We start from the raw sequence: 17573 nt of genomic DNA, 5'->3' as shown, positions 1-17573 counted from the left end.
GGTCACGCGCCGCCCGGTGCCGCGCCGCGGTCCCGGGCGGCCTTCTCGATGAACGCCACCGTCGCCTCCGGCTGCGACGCGAACAGCATGTGTGAGGCGCCCTCCACCACCTCCACCTCGCCGCCGGCCCGCTTGGCCATGAACTCCTGCGCCGCCGGCGGGATGATCCGGTCGGCGCCGCTGATCAGGTGGTAGCTCGGGATCGTGCGCCACGCCGGCTGCCCGGAGGCGGGCTCGCCGAGTGCCGCGCCGGCCGCCGGGCGCTGCGTGATCGCGTAGAGCTCAGCGTCCGCGGCGGGCAGGTCGGCGGCGAAGTTGGCGTGGAACACCAGCGGGTTGATGTAGAGGTCGACCTGCCCGTCCGGCAGCGGCACGGGTTTGAGCGACTCACCGACCGTGCTGCCCGGGAACTGGCCGACCAACTGTTCCGCGCTCTCCCCGGTGTCCGGGACGAACGCACCGAGGTAGACCAGGGCCTGCACCGCCTCGCTGCCGGTCGCGGCCGCCGAGATCACCGCGCCGCCGTAGGAGTGGCCGACCAGCACGATCGGCCCGTCGATGCTGTCCAGCAGCGCTCTGACCTGGGCCGCGTCGGACGACAGGCCGCGCAGCGGGTTGGCCGCCGCGACCACGGGATGACCGGCGGCCAGCAGCCCGCGCGCGACCTCGGCGAAACCGCTGCCGTCGGCGAACGCGCCGTGGACCAGGACGATCGTCGGCTTGCTCATACTTCTCTCCCCACAACCGGAACCGTTGACGCCGACGACGCTAGGGAGCCGCTCTGGACTGACTCTGAACCCGGCCGGGCGATGGTGGTCAGGTACAGCAGCAGGCCGGCGGAGGTGAGCATGAATCCCGCCCACACGGTGGACAGGGTGCCCCAGCCCAATCCGATGGTGATCGCTCCGCCGATCGCGCCGAGCGAGTTCGCCAGGTTCAGCGCGGCCAGGTTCAGCGCGCCCATCAGCGTCGGAGCGTCCGGCGCGAACCCGGTCAGGCGTACCTGGATGGTCGGGATCGCGTACATCATGGTGGCGCCGACCCCGAACAGGCAGGGCAGCAGCACCCTCGGGTCGCTGCCGGCCACTCCGATGACGACGAGCAGCGCCAGCACACCCACGTATCCGGCGATCAGCCCGCGGTTCGGGTACCGGTCGGCGGTACGCCCGCCGAGATGGTTGCCGACAGCCATGCCGACGCCGAAGACCGCCAGCGCGACCGGGATCAGCGAGGCGTCGCGGCCGGCGGCGTCGGTGACGAACGGGCCGATGAACGTGTAGACGGCGAAGATGCTGGAGATGCCGAGCGACGCCACGGCGACCATCAGCCACACGGTGCCGCGCCGCAACGCGGCCAGTTCACCGGCGACGGAGCCGCCGCGCAGGTCGTCGGTGCGCGGCAGCCAGGCAACCAGGGCGGCTCCGGCGGCCAGGCCGATGCCGACGACGGTCCAGTACAGGGCACGCCAGCCGGCGTGCTGGCCGATGAACGTACCCAGCGGCGAGCCGACGATGGTGGCGACGGTGAGCCCGCCCATCACCGTGGCGAAGGCCTTGCCGCCACGGCCCGGACCGTAGACGTAGGCGGCCACGACAGCACCCGCGCCGAAGAAGGCACCCTGCACGCTGCCGGCCACGAACCGGAACAGCATCAGCAGCGCGATGTTCGGCGCCACGGCCGAAAGAGCGTTCCCGGCCAGGAAGAGCACGATCAAACCCAGCAGGAGGGTCCGGCGGTTGACGCGCGCCGCGAGCAGGGTGATCGCCGGGGAGCCGATCATCACGCCGAACGCGTACGCGGTGATCGCATAGGTGGCGACCGGGATCGACACGTCCAGGCCGGACGAGAACAGCTGCAGGATCCCGTTGCTGCCGAACTCGCCGGTGCCGATCGCGAACGTGCCCAGCGCCAGCGCGAACAGCGCCAGCCGTGGATTGCGGATGGGTGCGGTGGCGGCGGTGTGGCGGCTCTCCTCCGCGGCGCACTGACGTTCGAAAGCGTGGTTGTGCATGACCCGGGAGGCTGCCGGGAGCCAATGGACGAACTCTTTACGACGTCCGCGTCAAGTTCGGGTCCAGAGCGCGTCGGCAGGCTCGGGGGAAGCCGAGACGGAGGGCATCACGATGACCGACAACCCACCGAGCGGGCCGCGCCTGGACGACGAGCAGTTCCGGCGGCTCGCCGCGTACGGCGAACCGGAGCGGGCCGAGAGCGGCCGCCGGCTCTACGTCACCGGTGACGACACGTACGACCTGTTCCTGTTGCGCTCGGCGACCGTCGACATCGTCCGCGAGGCGACCACGATCGAGCCGGAACGGCGCGTCTACCAGGGTCACCCCGGTGACTTCCTCGGTGAGCTGAGCCTGCTCACCGGCCAGCACGTCTATCTGACCGCGCGGGTGGTGGGCGCCGGGACGGTGATCCGGGTGGGTGCGGAAGGGCTGCGCCGCGTGCTGGCCGAGCAGGTCGACATCGCCGACGTGCTGATCGCGGCGTTCCGGGCCCGCCGCGACACCATCCGGGCGGCGGCCGGCAACGCCCTGGAGATCGTCGGCCGGCCCGGTGACGCCGCCGCGCGGGAGCTGCGCACGTACGTGTCCCAGCTGCTGCTGCCGCACGCCTGGCTCGACGCCGGCGCGGTTCCCGGGGCCGCCCTGATGCGCTCGGCCGCGATCGCCGAGCCGGACCTGCCCGCCGCCGTGATCAACGGTTCGGTCCTGCGGCGGGCGACACCCGGTGCGCTGGCCGAGGCGCTCGGGCTCACCTACCGCGCCGGCGACCGGCCGGCCGACCTGGTCGTGGTCGGCGGCGGACCGGCCGGTCTGGCCGCCGCCGTCTACGCCGCGTCCGAGGGCCTGGTCACCGTGCTGCTCGACCGCTCGGGCATCGGCGGGCAGGCCGCCAAGAGCGCCCGAATCGAGAACTACCTCGGCTTTCCGCAGGGCGTCAGCGGCGAGGCGCTGACCCGGCTCGCGATGATCCAGGCCCTGAAGTTCGGGGTACGGATCTTCTCGCCCTGTGCCGTCACCGGCCTCGACCTGTCCGACCCGCGCCGACCGGCGGTCGTCCTGGCCGACGGCTCGCGGGTCGTGTCCCGGGCGGTGATCGCCGCCACCGGCGCGCAGTACCGGCGTCTCGACATCGCGCGGTGGGCGGCGTTCGAACGGGCGGGCTGCATCCGGTACGCGGCGGGTGAGCTGGACGTGCGCGGCTACGAGGGTCAGCCGGTCACCGTACTCGGCGGCGCCAACTCGGCCGGGCAGGCGGCCCTGTCACTGGCGGCCGGTGGCGCCGCCGTCAGCCTGATCGTCCGCGGCGGCGACCTGGGCGCCCGGATGTCGTCCTATCTGACCGACCGGATCCGTACGCACCCGGCGATCCGCCTGCACACCGGCACGACGGTCCGCGACCTGCTGGGCACCGGCACGCTGGAGTCGATAGTCGTGGGCCACGACGGCGAGGACGGCCGGCGGATCGACTGCCGGGCGTTGTTCTGCTTCATCGGCGCCGACCCGGTGTCGGACTGGCTCACCGGTGTCGCCAAGGACGAGCGCGGTTTCGTGCGTACCGACGGGCGTGCGGCGCTGCCGTTCCAGACGAGCAGCTCCCGGGTCTTCGCGGTGGGCGACCTGCGCTCCGGGTCGATCAAGCGGGTCGCCACCGCGGTCGGCGAGGGGGCCAGCGCCGTGTCCTCGGTGCACGCCGTGCTGGCCGGCGAGCGTGCGTCAGGCCCGCACCGGTGAACGCCGCCATCCCCGGGAGGGTCGCGCTCGCCGGTGAGTTCTGCGGCACCGGGCGCACGCGGGCGAGGCCTCGTGGCCCGGAACGGTCCGGGTCAGTACCCGCCGCTGCGCCTCGATCAGCGCCGGCCCCGGGTCGATGCCCAGGTCCTCGTCGAGCAGCCCGCGGATCGTCCGGTAGGTCGCGAGAGCCTCCGCCTGCCGGCCGGCCGCGGCGAGCGCGGTGATCAGGCTCGCGTGTACGGGCTCGTGCAGCGGGTTCATGCCGGCCGCGAGCCGCAGGGCGGGCAGCACCTCGGCGGACCGGCCGAGCCGGACGGCGATCTCGGTGGCCGCGACGGCCGCGTCGAAGAACAGGCTGTCGAAGACGGTGAAGACGGCCGCCGCCCGGACCGTCTCGGCCGGTGCGCCGCCGGCGGGTCCCCGGACCAGCCGCAGGGCATCGGTGTAGTGGTCGAGCGCCCGCGCCGGGGCGCCCATGCTCTCGCACGCCGCGGCGTCGGCCAGGTGCCGCCGGAACGCCGGCAGGTCGGCGACGGCCGAGCCGAGACTCAGCCGGTACCCACCGCCCTGCCGCAGCAGGTAGGTGCCGCAGTCGCGTGCGGCCAGGCCGGGTTCCAGGACGCGGCGCAACCCGCTGACGTACTTGTGGACGATGTTCACCGCGCTCGACGGGGGCTCGGACTCCCAGATCAGGCCGATCAGGTCGTGGATGCCCAGCGGCTGCCCGGCCGCGGCCAGCAGGACCTTGAGAAGGGATCGCTGCTGGTGCGGGCCGGCGTCCAGCTCGGTCTCACCGCGCCAGAGCCGTAGCGGTCCCAGAATCTCGAAACGTAACGTGCCCGGCTCCCTCAACGCTTCCCCCTCGACCGACGTGCGGGGCCGGCGGCGCCGGCACGTCCACCTTCGGGGAAGCCACTGAACTATCCGGGAGCCGCTGTTGACGCCTACTGAACGCCGGGGCCGCCGGTGATGCGGTTGATCTCGCGCTCGATGCGCGCCTCGTCGAGGCCGGAACCCGAGTAGACCGCCCACGCGTGGAACACCAGCCCGATGCCCCAGCCGAGGATCGACCACAGTGGCCAGAAGAACTGGTCGGAGGTGTACGCGAACCAGACGACCACCTGAATGAGGTTGGCCATCACGTAGATCAGCGCGTGCACCTGCAGGCCGCGCTTGAGGTGCAGCTGCCGGATGGCACGCGCCCGCACCGGATCGGGATCGGGATCGGCGCCGGCCGAGGGATGACTCTTCATGTCGAGGACGATAGGAAGGCGTACTGAACGCGTTCTGAATCGGATCTGGACGCCGCTACAGCGAGGCCAGGTACCGGGTCGCGCGTTCCGCGAACAGGTGCGCGCCGCGCTCGGCCGCCAGCGCCCGTGCCATGGCGGCGACCGCCCGGACCCGGTCGGCCGGCTCGCCCGCGGCCCGCATGACGCGCGCCCTGATCAGCAGGACCAGGGCTTCCGGATAGCGCTGGCCGTGGGTCTCGAGGAACCAGTCGGCCCGGTCGAGCGCGGCGGCGGCCTCGCCCGGTTGTCCCGCGGCCAGCCACATCTCGGCGAGCAGCCCGTACCAGGTGGCCACGCCGGATCGCGGCGGGTCCAGCAGGGCCACGGCGATCAGGCGTTGCGCCTCGGCCGCCGCGCCGGCCGGGTCCTCGCCGGTCACCGCGCGCGCCCAGCACCGGGCGAGCCGCTGGTAGCCGCCGAGGAACACGAACGTCATGTCGGGGTCGGCGGCGATACCGCGTTCGGCGGCCCGCCGCGCCTCCGCCGGGTCACCGGCGAGCGCCGCGACGGTCACCGCGAACGCGGCCCACACGGTCAGGGGGTACGAGTCGTCGCCGGCCGCCGCCTCCAGCGTGGCGAGCAGTTCCCGCGCGTCGCCGAGCCGCCCGGACAGGGCGGTCATCAGCGCCAGCATCACCGGTGACAGCAGCTGCAGGTCGTGGCGCAGCGCCTCGTCGGCCCGGTCGGTGAGCTCGTCGAGCATGGTCCGGTTGGACTGGCTGAGATACCGGTACGCCTCGCCGATGTCGCCGATGTCCCACTGGTGGATGCCCCACGCGTGCAGGCCGTACGCGCGCACGACCGGATCGGCCGAGTTCTCGCCCTGCTGGCGCAGCCGGCGTGCCAGGCGCCCGGCCCGGTCCAGCTGGATACCCTGCGAGTGCGCGGCCCACCGGGAGAACAGGAAGTCCGCGGCCTCTCGTTCGCGGCCGAGCCGCCGCGCCAGGTCCTCGGCGCGTTCCAGCAGGTCCAGCGCGGAGCCGACGTATCCCGACCGCATACCGGCCACGGCGGTGAGCTCGGACAGCGCCGACAGCTCCGAGGTGTCGAGGCCGGCGGTGCGGGCGACCTGCGCGGCGGCGTGCAGGTGGCGTTCGGCGGCCTCGAGCGCGGACTTGCCGGCCGCCTGGCGGCCCGCCCGCAGCAGCGCGCCGGAGGTCCGGGCGGGGTCCGCCAGCGGGCCGGCCTCCCACAGGTGGTGGGCGAGCTGCTCGGCGGACCCCCGGTTCTGCAGGGCGTCGGCGATCCGGAGATGCGCGCGGGCCGCCGACCGGGCCGGTGTCGTCCCGGCGACCGATTCGCGGACCAGGTCGTGCGGGAAGCGGACCAGGTACGGGTTGCCCGGCGCCGCTTCGAGCAGGCCGAGCGCGTCCAGGGGCGCCAGGTGGTCGAGGCATGTCTGCACGTCCAGGCCGGCCGCCCGGGCGAGCAGGCTCAGGTCGACGTCGCGGCCGATCAGCGCGGCGGCCTGCAGGAGGTCGCGGGCATCGTCGTCGAGCAGCAGGATCCGGTCCTGGACGACGTCGCGGACGGTCGACGGGACGGCGGTGATGCTGCCGCCGTCGGCGAGCAGCCGGGCGAGCTCGCGGACGAAGTACGCGTTGCCCGCGGTCCGCGCGTGTATCCCCCGGGCCACCCCGTCGCCCGGAGCGTGGCCGGTCTCGCGGCGGACCAGTTCGGCCACCTCGGCCGGGCCGAGCGGTCCGAGCCGGATCCGGCGGTGCCCCGGTGCCCGGCTCACCGCTGCCAGCAGCCGGGCCAGCTCGGAGCCGGGTGCCGGCGCCCGGTCACGCAGCGCGCCGATCATCACGACCGCGCCGGGCAGCCGCGCCGCCAGGTGCGCGAACATGTGCAGCGACGCCACGTCGCCCCACTGCAGGTCGTCGACCATCAGGACCACCGGCTGCCCGGCGGCGACCTGCGCGAGGGCGTCGACGGCCTGCTCGAACAGGCGGAACTGTGAGCCGCTGTCCGGCAGGATCGGCCCGGCCGGCGGGCCACCGCGCGGCTCGACGAGCCGGCCCAGCTCACCGTCCTGCCATCGCCGGCGGACGGCCTGCGGCAGGCTCTCGATCAGCGCACGGACCGCCTCCACCCACGGCCACATCGACGGCGTGCCGTCGCCCTCCAGGCAGCGACCCCACACCACGAGCGCGCCGAGCCGCCCGGCCACCGCGGCGGCTTCCTCCAGCAGACGGGTCTTACCGGCGCCCGGCTCGCCCTCCACGACCACCACGGCCGAGCCGCCGCCGAGCCCCGCAACCACCGACTGCCGCAGCACGGCGAACTCCTCGGCCCGCCCGACCAGGCCCGCGCCCGGCACTCCGGTCTCCTTTCCGACGGCGGCCAGCACCCCGGCCAGGCTCGTCCGCACGCGCTCGTCGTCCGGGGCCATCCGCGCGGCCAGGCGCAGCGGCCCGAGCAGCTGCGCCGGCCGGCCCCGCGACAGGGCCAGGCCGGTCGCGGTCACGCAGGCGCCGAGGAACTCGCGGTTGAGCGCCGCGAAGCTCGCCGCGGGTGGCAGTCCCTCGGCCGCCGGTCCGTGCCAGAGGTCCAGCGCCTCCACATAGCAGTCGAGGGCCTGGTCACCGAACGAGGCACGGGCCCGGTCGAGCAATGCGCGGAACTCGGCGACGTCGAGCATGCCGGGTGCCGGCTGGAACAGGTAGCCGTCGCCGTGGCGCACCAGATAGGAGCCGGGCTCGCGGGCGGCGAGGTCCGGCTCCAGCAGCCGCCGCAACGCGCCGGCGTACTTCTGGATGATGTTGTGCGCGCTTGCCGGGACGTCGTCGTCCCAGATCAGCTCGACGAGTTCCGTGCTGCTGACCGTCTCGCCGGCACGGGCCGCCAGAACCGCCAGCAGGAACGCCTGCTGGGGCGGTCCGGCATCCAGTTCGGCATCGTCACGCCGGATCCTCAGTGGGCCGAGCAACGTCAGGCGTGGCCATGCCATTCCGCGATCATAGGTGCACCGTCTCGCGGGCCGCCTTCTCGATGAACGCGACGGTCGTGCCGGGCTGCGACACGAACACCAGATGCGAGGCGCCCCGGACCACCCGCACCTCGGCGCCGGCGCGTTCGGCCATGAACCGCTGCGCCGCCGGGGGAATGATCCGGTCCGCGCCGCTGATCAGGTTGTAGTTGCGGATCGTCTGCCATGCCTGCGGCCCGGACGCCGGTTCGCCCAGCGCCGCTCCGGAGGCCGGGCGCTGGGTGATCGCGTACACCGCCGCGTCCTTCGGCGGCACGTCGCCGGCGAAACGCGCCGGGAACACCGCCGGGTCGATGTAGAGGTCGACCTGCCCGTCCGGCAGCGGCACCGCCTTGAGCGACTCGCCCACGGTGCTGCCCGGGAACCTGTTCACCAGCTGCTCCGCGCTCTCACCGGCCGCCGGCACGAACGCGGCCAGATAGACGAGCGCTTTCACGTCCGGGTCCCCGGCGGCGGCCGCCGAGATCACCGCGCCACCGTACGAGTGCCCGACCAGCACGATCGGCCCCGTGATCGTGTCCAGCAGCGCCCGCACCTGCGCGGCGTCCGACGACAGCCCGCGCAACGGGTTCGCCGCCGCCACCACCGGATAGCCGTCGTCCAGGAGCCGCCTCGCCACCGCGGCGAAGCCACTGCTGTCGGCGAACGCACCGTGCACCAGCACGATCGTCGGCTTCGGACCGGGCCGGCCACCCGCGTACGCGCCGTCCGCGCTCACCGCGAACAGACCCGTCCCCGCGATCGCGAGCGCGGCGACCGCCACCCGCATCCCCTTGTTCCGCACCGTTTCTCCCCCTTCGGCAGATCTGCGGACGACGCTAGGAAATCGCTCTGAACGGCGTCTGGATGCGAGCCGAGGAGGACGATAGGCTCACGTTCCGTGGCCGGAACCGCTCGTGGCGCCCTGCGTCTGCAGATCCTCGGCCCACTTCGGATCTGGCGTGACGGCGCCGAGATCGATCCCGGCCCCCGCCAGCAGGCCTGCCTGCTCGCCGCGCTGCTGTCACACGCCGGCCGGCCGCTGAGCACCACCGAGCTGACCGGCCTGATCTGGGAGGACGACGCCCCGGCGACCGCACAGAACATCATCCAGAAGTACGTGGGGACGCTGCGGCACCTGCTGGAACCCGGCCTCACCGCCCGTGAGCCCGGCTCCTACCTGCTGCGGCACAACAACGGCTACCTGTTCCGCCCGGCTCCCGGCGTGCTGGACCTGACGGACTTCCGCGACCTGGTGACCGATGCCGGGCAGGCGGCGGGTGAGCGGGCGCTCGACGCGTACATCATGGCGCTGGACCTCTGGCACGGGCCGGCGGCGGCGCCCGCCGGTGCCGGGCTCGACGGCGAGTTCCTCGGCGCGTGTGTGGCCGCCACCGAGGTCGCCGTGGCGTTGCGACAGCCCGGCCGGGTGCTCGCACACCTGCGCCGGGCGGCCGCCATGGCACCGCTGCACGAGCCGGTCCAGGCGAGCCTCGTCCTCGCGCTGGGCACCGGCGGGCAGCAGGCCGAGGCGCTGTCGCAGTTCGCGGCCACCCGCACGCGTCTCGCCGACGAGCTCGGCGTCCGCCCCGGGCCGGAGCTGACCACCGCGCACCAGCGGGTGCTGACGGCCGCGCCGTCGCCCGCCGCCGAGACGACCCGCCGCACGCTGGTCGGCCGGGCCGACGAGGCCCGGATTGTGCGCCAGGCCGTGGACTCCGCGCTGTCCGGCGGCACCGGCCTCGTCCTGGTCGAGGGCGAGCCCGGCGTCGGGAAGACCCGCCTGCTCGAAGAGGCCGGTGCCGGCCGGCCGGACGCCCTGGTCGTCTGGGGCCGCTGCCTCGCCGGCGACGGCACCCCATCGATGTGGCCGTGGACGCAGGCCGTCAAAGCCCTGCTCGGCACCCTGTCCCCCGGCGAGCGCCGGCAGCGGCTGGACGGCGAGCTCGGCCGGCTGGTGCAACCGGGCAACGGCGTGCGGGGCGAGTCCACGATGCCCGACGGCGGCGCCCAGTTCCGGCTGTTCGAGCAGGTCGCCGCCGTCGTAGCCCAGGTAGCAGCCCGCCGGCCCACCGTACTGATCATCGATGACCTGCAGTGGGCCGACGGCTCCTCGCTGCAGGTGCTGAGCCACCTGGCCGCCCGCCTGCCGCGAGGCGCCGTGCTGATCGGTGCCCTGCGCAACCGGGCGCCCGTTCCCGGTTCGGAACTCACCCGGCTGCTGGCCGCGGCCAGCCGGGTTCCCGGTCACCGCCGCATCCGGCTCGGTCCCCTGGCCGCCGGCGAGGTCGCCGAGCTCGTCCGCCGCGAGACGGGCCGCAGCCCCAGCGCCGGCGTCGCCCGCCGGATCCATGCCCGGACCGCGGGCAACCCGTTCTTCGTCCGGGAGCTGTCCCGGCTGCTCGCCACCGACCAGGGTGTCATCACCGTCGAGGCGGCGACCCGCGCCGCCGTGCCGGCCACCGTCCGCGACGTCGTCCGGGACCGGATGACCGGCCTCGGCACCGGCGCCCTCGCCCTGCTGCAACTGGCCGCGATCGCCGGCCGCGACGTCGAGATCCGGCTGCTCGCCCGCGCCGCCGACCTGGACGCGCACACCTGCCTCGCGCAGCTGGAGCCCGCCGAGGCCCTCGGCCTGCTCGACCCGGCACCCGGCGACCCGTTCTCGGTACGCTTCGCGCACGACCTGGTCCGCGAATCCGTCATCGCCGCCACCCCGCCGGGTTCCGGTCCCCGGCTGCATCTCAGGCTCGCCGACGCTCTCGAGCAGACCTCGCCCGACGCCGAGCGCCTCGCCCACCACCTGTGGGCCGCCGGCCCGCTCGCCGACCCGGCCCGCACCGCGCTCGCCCTCGTGCACGCCGGAAGCAGCGCCGCGGCCAAGTCCGGGCTCGACGCCGCCGAACGTCAGCTGCGCTCCGCCACCCAGGTCGCCCGCACCGCGGGCCTGGCCGAACTGGAGCTGTCCGCCCTCAAGCAACTCGCCGCCGTGGTCGGCATGCGGTCGCTGTACGGCGGCGGCGCGGCCCTCGACCTGCTCGAACGGGCCGAGCACCTGGCTCGCCGGCTCGGCCGCGAACGGGAGGCGGCCGACTTCCTGTTCTCCCGCTGGGCCGGGTACGCCCAGACCATCGAACTCGACCGAGCCACCCCGCTGGCCCAGCTGCTGTTCGAGCAGGGCGAGGCCGCCACCGATCCGACCATCAAGGCGTACGGCCTGATGGCGTGGGGCATCCACCAGTGGGACATGGGCAACATCGGGCAGGGCGTGCGCCACCTCGACCGGGCGAGCCGGACCCTGGACGGTCACGCCGCCCGCCGCGCCGACGACCCGCTGCGCCACGACCTGCAGATGCTGCCGGCGGCGATCTACGCGGAGATGACCGCGCAGCACGGCGACCTCGGCACCGCGACGACGCTGCTCGACACGTTGGAGGCGGCCGCGGGCGACGACCCGTACATGATCACCGTGTGGGCCTCGATGGCCGCGCGGACCGCGGCGAACGCCGGCGATCCGGTCCGGGCGCGGCAGGCCGCCGAACGCGGCATCGCCGTCGACCCCGAGTTCTCCTTCGTCTTCCAGGGCACCTATCTGCGGCTGGCCCGGAACTGGGCGCGGGCGATGACCGGTGAGGACCCGGCCGGCGCCGCCGCGCGCATGGAGCAGCTGATCACGAACAACCTGCTCGACCCGGCGATCTCCTGTGTCGCCACCTGGTTCGCGCTGCTCGGCGAGGCCCACCTGGCGGCCGGCCGGCCGGACGCCGCGGCCGCCGCCCTCGACCGCGCCGACTGGGCACTGGACACGTTCGGCCAGCGCTATCCCGAGGGACTCGTCCTGCTGATCCGCGCACACCTGCTGCGGGCCCGCGGCGAGCCGGGCACCGTCGTGCGGGCCGCGGCCGAACGGGCGCGGTCGCTGTCCGAGGACCGCGAGGCCCACCTGTACGCCCGCCGCGCCGGGGACCTGCTCCGTGAACTCGACAGCTGAGGAGCCGGGAATGCTCCGTGCCGACATCCTCGGGCAGCCGCGGCTATGGCGCGGCGGCGTCGAGGTGGACACCGGCCCGAGACAGCAGACCTTCCTGCTCGCCGTGTTGCTGGCCCGAGCCGGGCAGCCGGTCAGCACCGACGAACTGATCGATCTGCTCTGGGACGACGACGTCCCGCCCAGCGCCCTCAACATCGTCCAGAAGTACGTGGGCGCGGTGCGCCGGCTGCTCGAACCCACCCTGCCGGCGCGGGCGACCGGTTCGTACCTGCACCGCCACGGCAACGGCTACCTGTTCGACGCGCCGCCCGCGATGCTGGACCTCTCCGAGTTCCGGGACCTCGTCCACCGGGCCGGGCGGACCACCGGCGGCCCGGCCCTCGACCTGTACGGGCGGGCACTGGAGCTGTGGCGCGGGCCGGCCGGACAGGGACTGCCGCCGGCTCCGGAGTTCGCCACCCTCGACGACGAGTTCTTCGACGCCTGCACCGCGGCCGCCCACCTCGCTGCTGCCCTGGGCCGGCCGGATCGTCTGCTGGCCCCGCTGCGCCTGGCCGCGTCGATGGCGCCGCTGCACGAGCCGGTTCACGCCGCCCTCGTGAGACTGCTGACCGCGGCCGGGCACACCGCCGACGCGGACACGGCGTACCGGCTCGTCCGTGACCGGCTCGCCGGTGAGCTCGGCATCGATCCCGGCCCCGCGTTGCGGGCCGCCGCGGCAGAGCAGCGGGCGGACGGTGACCTGGTCGGCCGGGACGACGAGCTCGCGGTGCTGCGCCAGGCCGTGCAGTCCGCGCAGGCCGGCGACACCGGGCTCGTGCTGGTCGAGGGCGAGCCGGGCGCCGGCAAGACCCGGCTGGTCGAGGAGGTGACCGGCGACGCCGCCCGGCACGGCGCCCACGTCGTCTGGGGCCACTGCCTGGAGGACACCGGCGCCCCGACGATGTGGCCGTGGATGCGCGCCGCCGACCGGATCCTCGACGCGCTGCCTCCGAGCGCCCATCAGGAATGGCTCGCCGGCGAACTCGGCCCGCTCCTCGGAAAGCCGGACAGCGTGCCCGAGCTGCCCGGCAACGGAAGCCAGTTCCGGCTCTTCGAAGCCCTCGCCGGCCTGCTCGGCCGGGTCGCCGCGAAACAGCCGGTGCTGCTGGTCGTCGACGACCTGCAGTGGGCCGACCTCGCCTCCCTGCAGCTGTTCGGTCACCTGGCCGGCCGGCTCCCCGCCGGTGTCGCACTGATCGGCACCCTGCGCGACCGGGCCCCCTCGCCCGACGCGCAGCTCTCCCGGCTGCTCGCCGCCGTCAGCCGGGTCCCCGGCCACCGCCGGATCCGGCTCGGCCCGCTCGGGGCCGCCGACGTCGCCGAACTGGTGCGCCGCGAGACCGGCCGCGATCCCGGCGACGGCGTGGCCCGCGGCATCCACGCCCGCACCGGCGGCAACCCGTTCTTCGTCCGGGAGCTGGCCCGGATGCACGCCGCCGGCGACACGATCACCGCCGTGCCGTCCACCGTCCGCGACGTCGTCCGCGACCGCGTCGCCCGCCTCGGCGACGAGGCCCGTGACCTGCTGCAGGCCGCCGCGCTCATCGGCCGCGACGTCGACCTCGGCCTGCTCTCCCGCGTCACCGGCGTGGACGCGCAGACCCTGTTCGACCGCCTCGAGCCGGTCGAGCAACTGGGCCTGCTCCGGCCCACCCCCGGCAACCCGTTCGCGCTGTGCTTCTCCCACGACCTGGTCCGCGAATCGGTCGCCACCACGACCTCACCCCACCGCAAGATCCAGCTGCATCTGCGCGTCGCCGACGCCCTGGAAGCCGGCGACACCAAGGTTGAATCCGTCGCCGAACGCGTCGCCCACCACCTCTGGGCCGCCGGGCCGCTCGCCGACCCGGGCCGGACCGCCGACGCGCTGATCTGCGCCGGCCGGCGGGCGGCGTCCAAGTCCGCCCTCGAAGCGGCCGCGCAGCACCTGCGCTCGTCAGCGCAACTCGCCCGGACGAGCGGGCACGCCGAGCTCGAACTGACCGCGCTGTCGCTGCTCACCGCGGTCGCCGGCATGGGTTCCGGCTACGCCGGCTCGACGACCGGCCTGCTGGAACGCGCCGAGCACCTGGCCCGCGAGCTCGGCCGAGAGCAGGAGGCCGTCAACTTCCTGATCTCGCGCCTGGCGGCGTACTGCCAGGGGCTGCAACTCGACCGCGCCGAACGGCTGGCCCGCCAGTTCCTGGAGCAGACGGCGACCTCGGCCGATCCGATGCTGCGCGCGTACGGCCTGCACTCGTGGGCCATCTACCAGTGGGCCGTCGGCGACATCGGCACGGCGTTCGAGTACCAGAGCCGATCCGACCGCACGCTGCTCGAGGACATCGACGGGAACACCGAGTACTCGCTGCGCCGCGACCTGCACCTGATCGCCGCCGGCATGCACGCCGAGATCTCCGCCCTGCACGGCGACCTCGACGCCGCCGGGCCGGTCCTGGACACCCTCGAAGCCGCCGGCGACGACCCGTACGCCATCACCCTGTGGGCCGCGTTCGCGTCCACGATCGCCGCGCTCGCCGGCGACCCGGCGCGGGCGCTGCGCACCGCCGAACGCGGCATCGCCGAGGACCCCGGTTTCTCGTTCCGCTTCTTCGGCGCCCAGCTGCGCATGAACCGGTGCTGGGCGCTCGCTGTGACCGGCCACGACCCGGCCGCGGCCGCCGCCGGGGCCGAGGAGGTGCTCACCGCCCACCTGCTCGACCCGCCCCTGACCGGGCTGCACACCTGGTGGGCGCTGATCGCCGAGATGTGGCTGGCCGCCGGCCGAACGGACTCCGCCGCCACCGCCCTCGACCGTGCCGAGCGGGCCGTCGCCACCCACGGCGAACGCTACGCACAGGGCCTGATTCTGCTGGTGCGTGCCCGCCTGCTGGCGGCACACGGCGCGCCCGGCGGCGAGGTCCGGGCGGCGGCCGAACGAGCACGGGCGTGGTCCGCAGAGCGGGGGTCGCACCTGTTCGCCGGCCGCGCCGCCGAGCTGATCAGCGGTCTATGACCAGGTCACCGGTCGGCAGCGTCTGACACGCCAGCCGCCAGCCCTCCTCGAGCTCCGCCGCGGAGAACATGCCCCGGGTGTCGGTCTCGTAGTCGCCCTTGAGCACCCGTACCCGGCAGGTGCCGCAGGCGCCCTCGCCGCACGACTGCGGGAACGGCACCCGCGCGGTGTTGGCGGCGTCGAGAACCGTCTGACCCGGCGGGCACGGGAACGACTCGCCGCCGGACAGCCTGATCCGGTACTCCGCGACACCGGCCTGCTGCGCGGCGAGCGCGACGGCGTGCGCCCGCTCCCGGCGGGTCTGGCCGCTGCGACCGGACACGAAGGCCTCGGTGTGCACGATGTCGCGGGGCACACCGAGCTCCGCGAGATGCCCCAGCACGTCCTGCATCATCGGCGCCGGCCCGCACAGGTGCACACGGGACGCCCCGGCGGCGCAGGTGCGCAGCGCGTCGAGATCGATGCGGCCGGACCCGCCCGGCCCGCTGCGGAATACGTGCACCTCGAGGCCGGGAAGAACGGCCGCCAGCCGGTCGAGCTCATCGGTGAAAGGCGGCTCGCCGCGGCAGCCGAGCAGGAACACGATCCGCCCGCGATGTCCGGCGGCCGCCGCGCTGGCGACGACGCTCATCAGCGGGGTCACACCGACGCCGCCGGCGATCAGCAGCAGCGTGCCGTCGCCGGGGCTGTCGCCGGGCGCCCAGGTGAACGTGCCCACCGGCCCGGTCACCCGCAGCGCCTGCCCGACCCGCAGCTCGTCGTGCAGGAACGTGGAGCCCAGGCCGTCCGGCTCCCGCTTGACCGCGATCTCGGCATAGCCCGTGGCCTGCGGGCCGCTGCAGATCGAGTACGAGCGTTCGATCGGCTCCACCGCCACCGGCAGCTCGACCTTCAGATACTGCCCCGCGACGAACCCGAACGGCAGCGCGTCACCGTCGAGCGGCTCCAGCCGGATCCGGTTGATCTGCGGGGTCACGGCGTCGATCGCGGCCACCCGTAGATACCCGCGCCACTCACCGGTCTGCCGCGGTACCGGGGCGAGCAGGGCGCGCCACATCGCGCCGGTCTGCCGCCCGCCGAGCACCGCGTTCGCGGCCATCAGGCCACCGGCGAGGGCACCGACCACCCCGGAACCCCAGGCGTCCTGACCGGCCACCACCAGCCCCTTCACCGGGGTACGGGTGCCGGCGGCCCGGGAACGGAGCCGTTGCGGGGTCGCCGCGAGACCGTAGAACGAGCCGCGGACGCTGTGCTGGAAGTTCTCGAACGTCAGTGGGGTCGCCAGCTCGGCGAAGTCCACCAGGTCCCGGAAGCCGGGCCACCGCTGCTCCAGCCGGTCCAGCAGGCGGTTCGTCCACTCCGCCTTGAGCTGCTCGTAGCCCTCCGGCCGGCCGTGCCACCGCTCGAAGTCACCGGGGTCGACCAGTTCGAGGAGCTCCACGGTGTGGAAGCGGGCGGCCGGGTTGTTCAGCGAGGCGAACGAGACGTACAGCGTGCCCCGCGGCGCCCCGTCCAGGTCCGGCATGAACCAGTGGTTCTCCCCGTGCACCCCCAGCTCGGCCGGCGAGCGGTTCAGCCCGAGGAACAGCATCACCGCGGAGGGCTCGGCGGGCAGGTCCACCTCCTGGCCCAGCAGCGCATAGGTGTTGCGCACGCCGGCCGCCGACACCACCGTCGGCGCCGTCACCCGGTACTCACGGCCGTCGGCCTGGTCCACCACGTCGACACCGGCCGCCCGGCCCCGCTCGACGACGACGCGCCGCACCAGCTGCCGGGTCCGCACCTCGACGCCCCGCTCGGCGAGGATCTCCAGAACGACCTCGTTGATCGCTTTCGGGCCACCCACCGGATGCGCCGTGCCACCCAGGAAGAACGTCGTCGGCACCGCCGCGTGATAGGCGAACGCGCTCGTCGCCGGCGGAGTTCCGTACAGACCCCATCGCGCCTGCAGGATCGCGCGCAACCGCGGGTCGGTCACACTGCGATTCACCTCGTCCCGCAGCGACCGGTAAGCCGCCGGGAAGAGACCCTCGACAAGCGGAAACCCCATTTTTTGTACGGGCGCCGGCAGCGACGACAGCACATTGCGTGTCGCGAGCCCGATCATCGCCCGGCGCACCTTGCGGAAGTAGCGGCCGACAGCCCGCGCCTCGCCCGGGAACAGTTCGGTGAGCCGCGCCTGGAACTGCTCCCGGCCGGCGGGCACCGCGAAGTCGAATCCGGGAAAGTGCAGCATGTCGTAGTCGTCCGGCAGCGGCTGCAACTGCACCCGCCCGTCGGTCATGAAGTTCAGGAACGGTCCGGCGTTCCCGCTCATGTAGTGCAGTCCGGTCCCGAACCGGTAACGGCCCTGCCGGGCGAACTCGTGCGTCATCCCACCGGGCGTGTAGTGCTGCTCCAGCACCAGAACCCGTTTCCCGCCGAACTGCGCGAGCATCCGGGCGGCGGCGAGCCCACCCATGCCCGACCCGATCACAACCGCATCGACTTCTTCGAAGGCCACACCGCGCAACCAACACCGCGCCACTGAATTAGTTCT

At 74.0% G+C, this 17573-nt stretch carries 10 protein-coding genes; 3 read left to right on the top strand and 7 right to left on the bottom strand.

Features of this window, described 5'->3' with window-relative positions; all coding sequences use genetic code 11:
- Positions 1-2: 2 nt before the first annotated feature.
- Positions 3-728, bottom strand: coding sequence for an alpha/beta hydrolase (locus tag AB0M02_RS34540; RefSeq protein WP_364234705.1), 726 nt, complete (start codon positions 726-728; stop codon positions 3-5).
- Positions 725-2011: an MFS transporter gene (locus AB0M02_RS34535; RefSeq protein WP_364234703.1), complete on the bottom strand. Its 1287-nt coding sequence runs from the start codon at positions 2009-2011 to the stop codon at positions 725-727. Before AB0M02_RS34535 ends, AB0M02_RS34540 begins: the two co-directional genes overlap by 4 nt.
- Positions 2012-2123: 112 nt before the next feature.
- Here AB0M02_RS34535 and AB0M02_RS34530 point away from each other — a divergent pair, with 112 nt between their 5' ends.
- Positions 2124-3743, top strand: coding sequence for an FAD-dependent oxidoreductase (locus AB0M02_RS34530; protein WP_364234700.1), 1620 nt, complete (start codon positions 2124-2126; stop codon positions 3741-3743).
- Here AB0M02_RS34530 and AB0M02_RS34525 read toward each other — a convergent pair.
- The 4 genes from AB0M02_RS34525 to AB0M02_RS34510 all read right to left on the bottom strand — a co-directional run bounded on the left by AB0M02_RS34525 (position 3726) and on the right by AB0M02_RS34510 (position 8811).
- Positions 3726-4595, bottom strand: a complete 870-nt coding sequence (locus tag AB0M02_RS34525) for an AfsR/SARP family transcriptional regulator (protein ID WP_364234699.1) — start codon at positions 4593-4595, stop codon at positions 3726-3728. The two genes, AB0M02_RS34530 and AB0M02_RS34525, sit on opposite strands and share 18 nt — an antisense overlap.
- Positions 4596-4687: 92 nt before the next feature.
- The gene (locus tag AB0M02_RS34520; RefSeq protein WP_364234696.1) at positions 4688-4996 is read right to left on the bottom strand and encodes a 2TM domain-containing protein; all 309 of its coding nucleotides are present in this window, start codon (positions 4994-4996) and stop codon (positions 4688-4690) included.
- A gap of 55 nt (positions 4997-5051) precedes the next feature.
- Positions 5052-7988, bottom strand: coding sequence for an AAA family ATPase (locus AB0M02_RS34515; RefSeq protein WP_364234694.1), 2937 nt, complete (start codon positions 7986-7988; stop codon positions 5052-5054).
- A 7-nt stretch (positions 7989-7995) separates the two neighbouring features.
- A complete protein-coding gene (locus tag AB0M02_RS34510) occupies positions 7996-8811 on the bottom strand; it encodes an alpha/beta hydrolase (protein ID WP_364234692.1) in 816 nt (271 codons plus the stop codon).
- A 96-nt stretch (positions 8812-8907) separates the two neighbouring features.
- Between AB0M02_RS34510 and AB0M02_RS34505 the strand changes: the two genes are divergently transcribed.
- Both AB0M02_RS34505 and AB0M02_RS34500 read left to right on the top strand, forming a co-directional pair.
- Positions 8908-11997 carry an AAA family ATPase gene (locus AB0M02_RS34505; RefSeq protein WP_364234690.1) on the top strand — a complete coding sequence of 1030 codons (3090 nt, stop codon included), beginning with the start codon at positions 8908-8910 and terminating at the stop codon, positions 11995-11997.
- A 10-nt stretch (positions 11998-12007) separates the two neighbouring features.
- Positions 12008-15034, top strand: coding sequence for an AAA family ATPase (locus AB0M02_RS34500; RefSeq protein ID WP_364234688.1), 3027 nt, complete (start codon positions 12008-12010; stop codon positions 15032-15034).
- Here the strand turns inward: AB0M02_RS34500 and AB0M02_RS34495 are convergent.
- The gene (locus AB0M02_RS34495; protein WP_364234687.1) at positions 15021-17537 is read right to left on the bottom strand and encodes an FAD-dependent oxidoreductase; all 2517 of its coding nucleotides are present in this window, start codon (positions 17535-17537) and stop codon (positions 15021-15023) included. The genes AB0M02_RS34500 and AB0M02_RS34495 overlap by 14 nt on opposite strands.
- Positions 17538-17573 lie beyond the last annotated feature (36 nt).

Source organism: Actinoplanes sp. NPDC051861 (genome assembly GCF_040681145.1).
GTDB lineage: Bacteria > Actinomycetota > Actinomycetes > Mycobacteriales > Micromonosporaceae > Actinoplanes.
The sequence above is the reverse complement of the archived record's forward strand: the minus strand, read 5'-3'. Positions and strand labels throughout refer to the sequence as shown.

Excerpts from the sequence above, each read along its gene's own strand:
- AB0M02_RS34540 (WP_364234705.1), bottom strand. The coding sequence starts at position 728 with ATGAGCAAGCCGACGATCGTCCTGGTCCACGGCGCGTTCGCCGACGGC.
- AB0M02_RS34535 (WP_364234703.1), bottom strand. The coding sequence starts at position 2,011 with ATGCACAACCACGCTTTCGAACGTCAGTGCGCCGCGGAGGAGAGCCGC.
- AB0M02_RS34530 (WP_364234700.1), top strand. The coding sequence starts at position 2,124 with ATGACCGACAACCCACCGAGCGGGCCGCGCCTGGACGACGAGCAGTTC.
- AB0M02_RS34520 (WP_364234696.1), bottom strand. The coding sequence starts at position 4,996 with ATGAAGAGTCATCCCTCGGCCGGCGCCGATCCCGATCCCGATCCGGTG.
- AB0M02_RS34515 (WP_364234694.1), bottom strand. The coding sequence starts at position 7,988 with ATGGCATGGCCACGCCTGACGTTGCTCGGCCCACTGAGGATCCGGCGT.
- AB0M02_RS34500 (WP_364234688.1), top strand. The coding sequence starts at position 12,008 with ATGCTCCGTGCCGACATCCTCGGGCAGCCGCGGCTATGGCGCGGCGGC.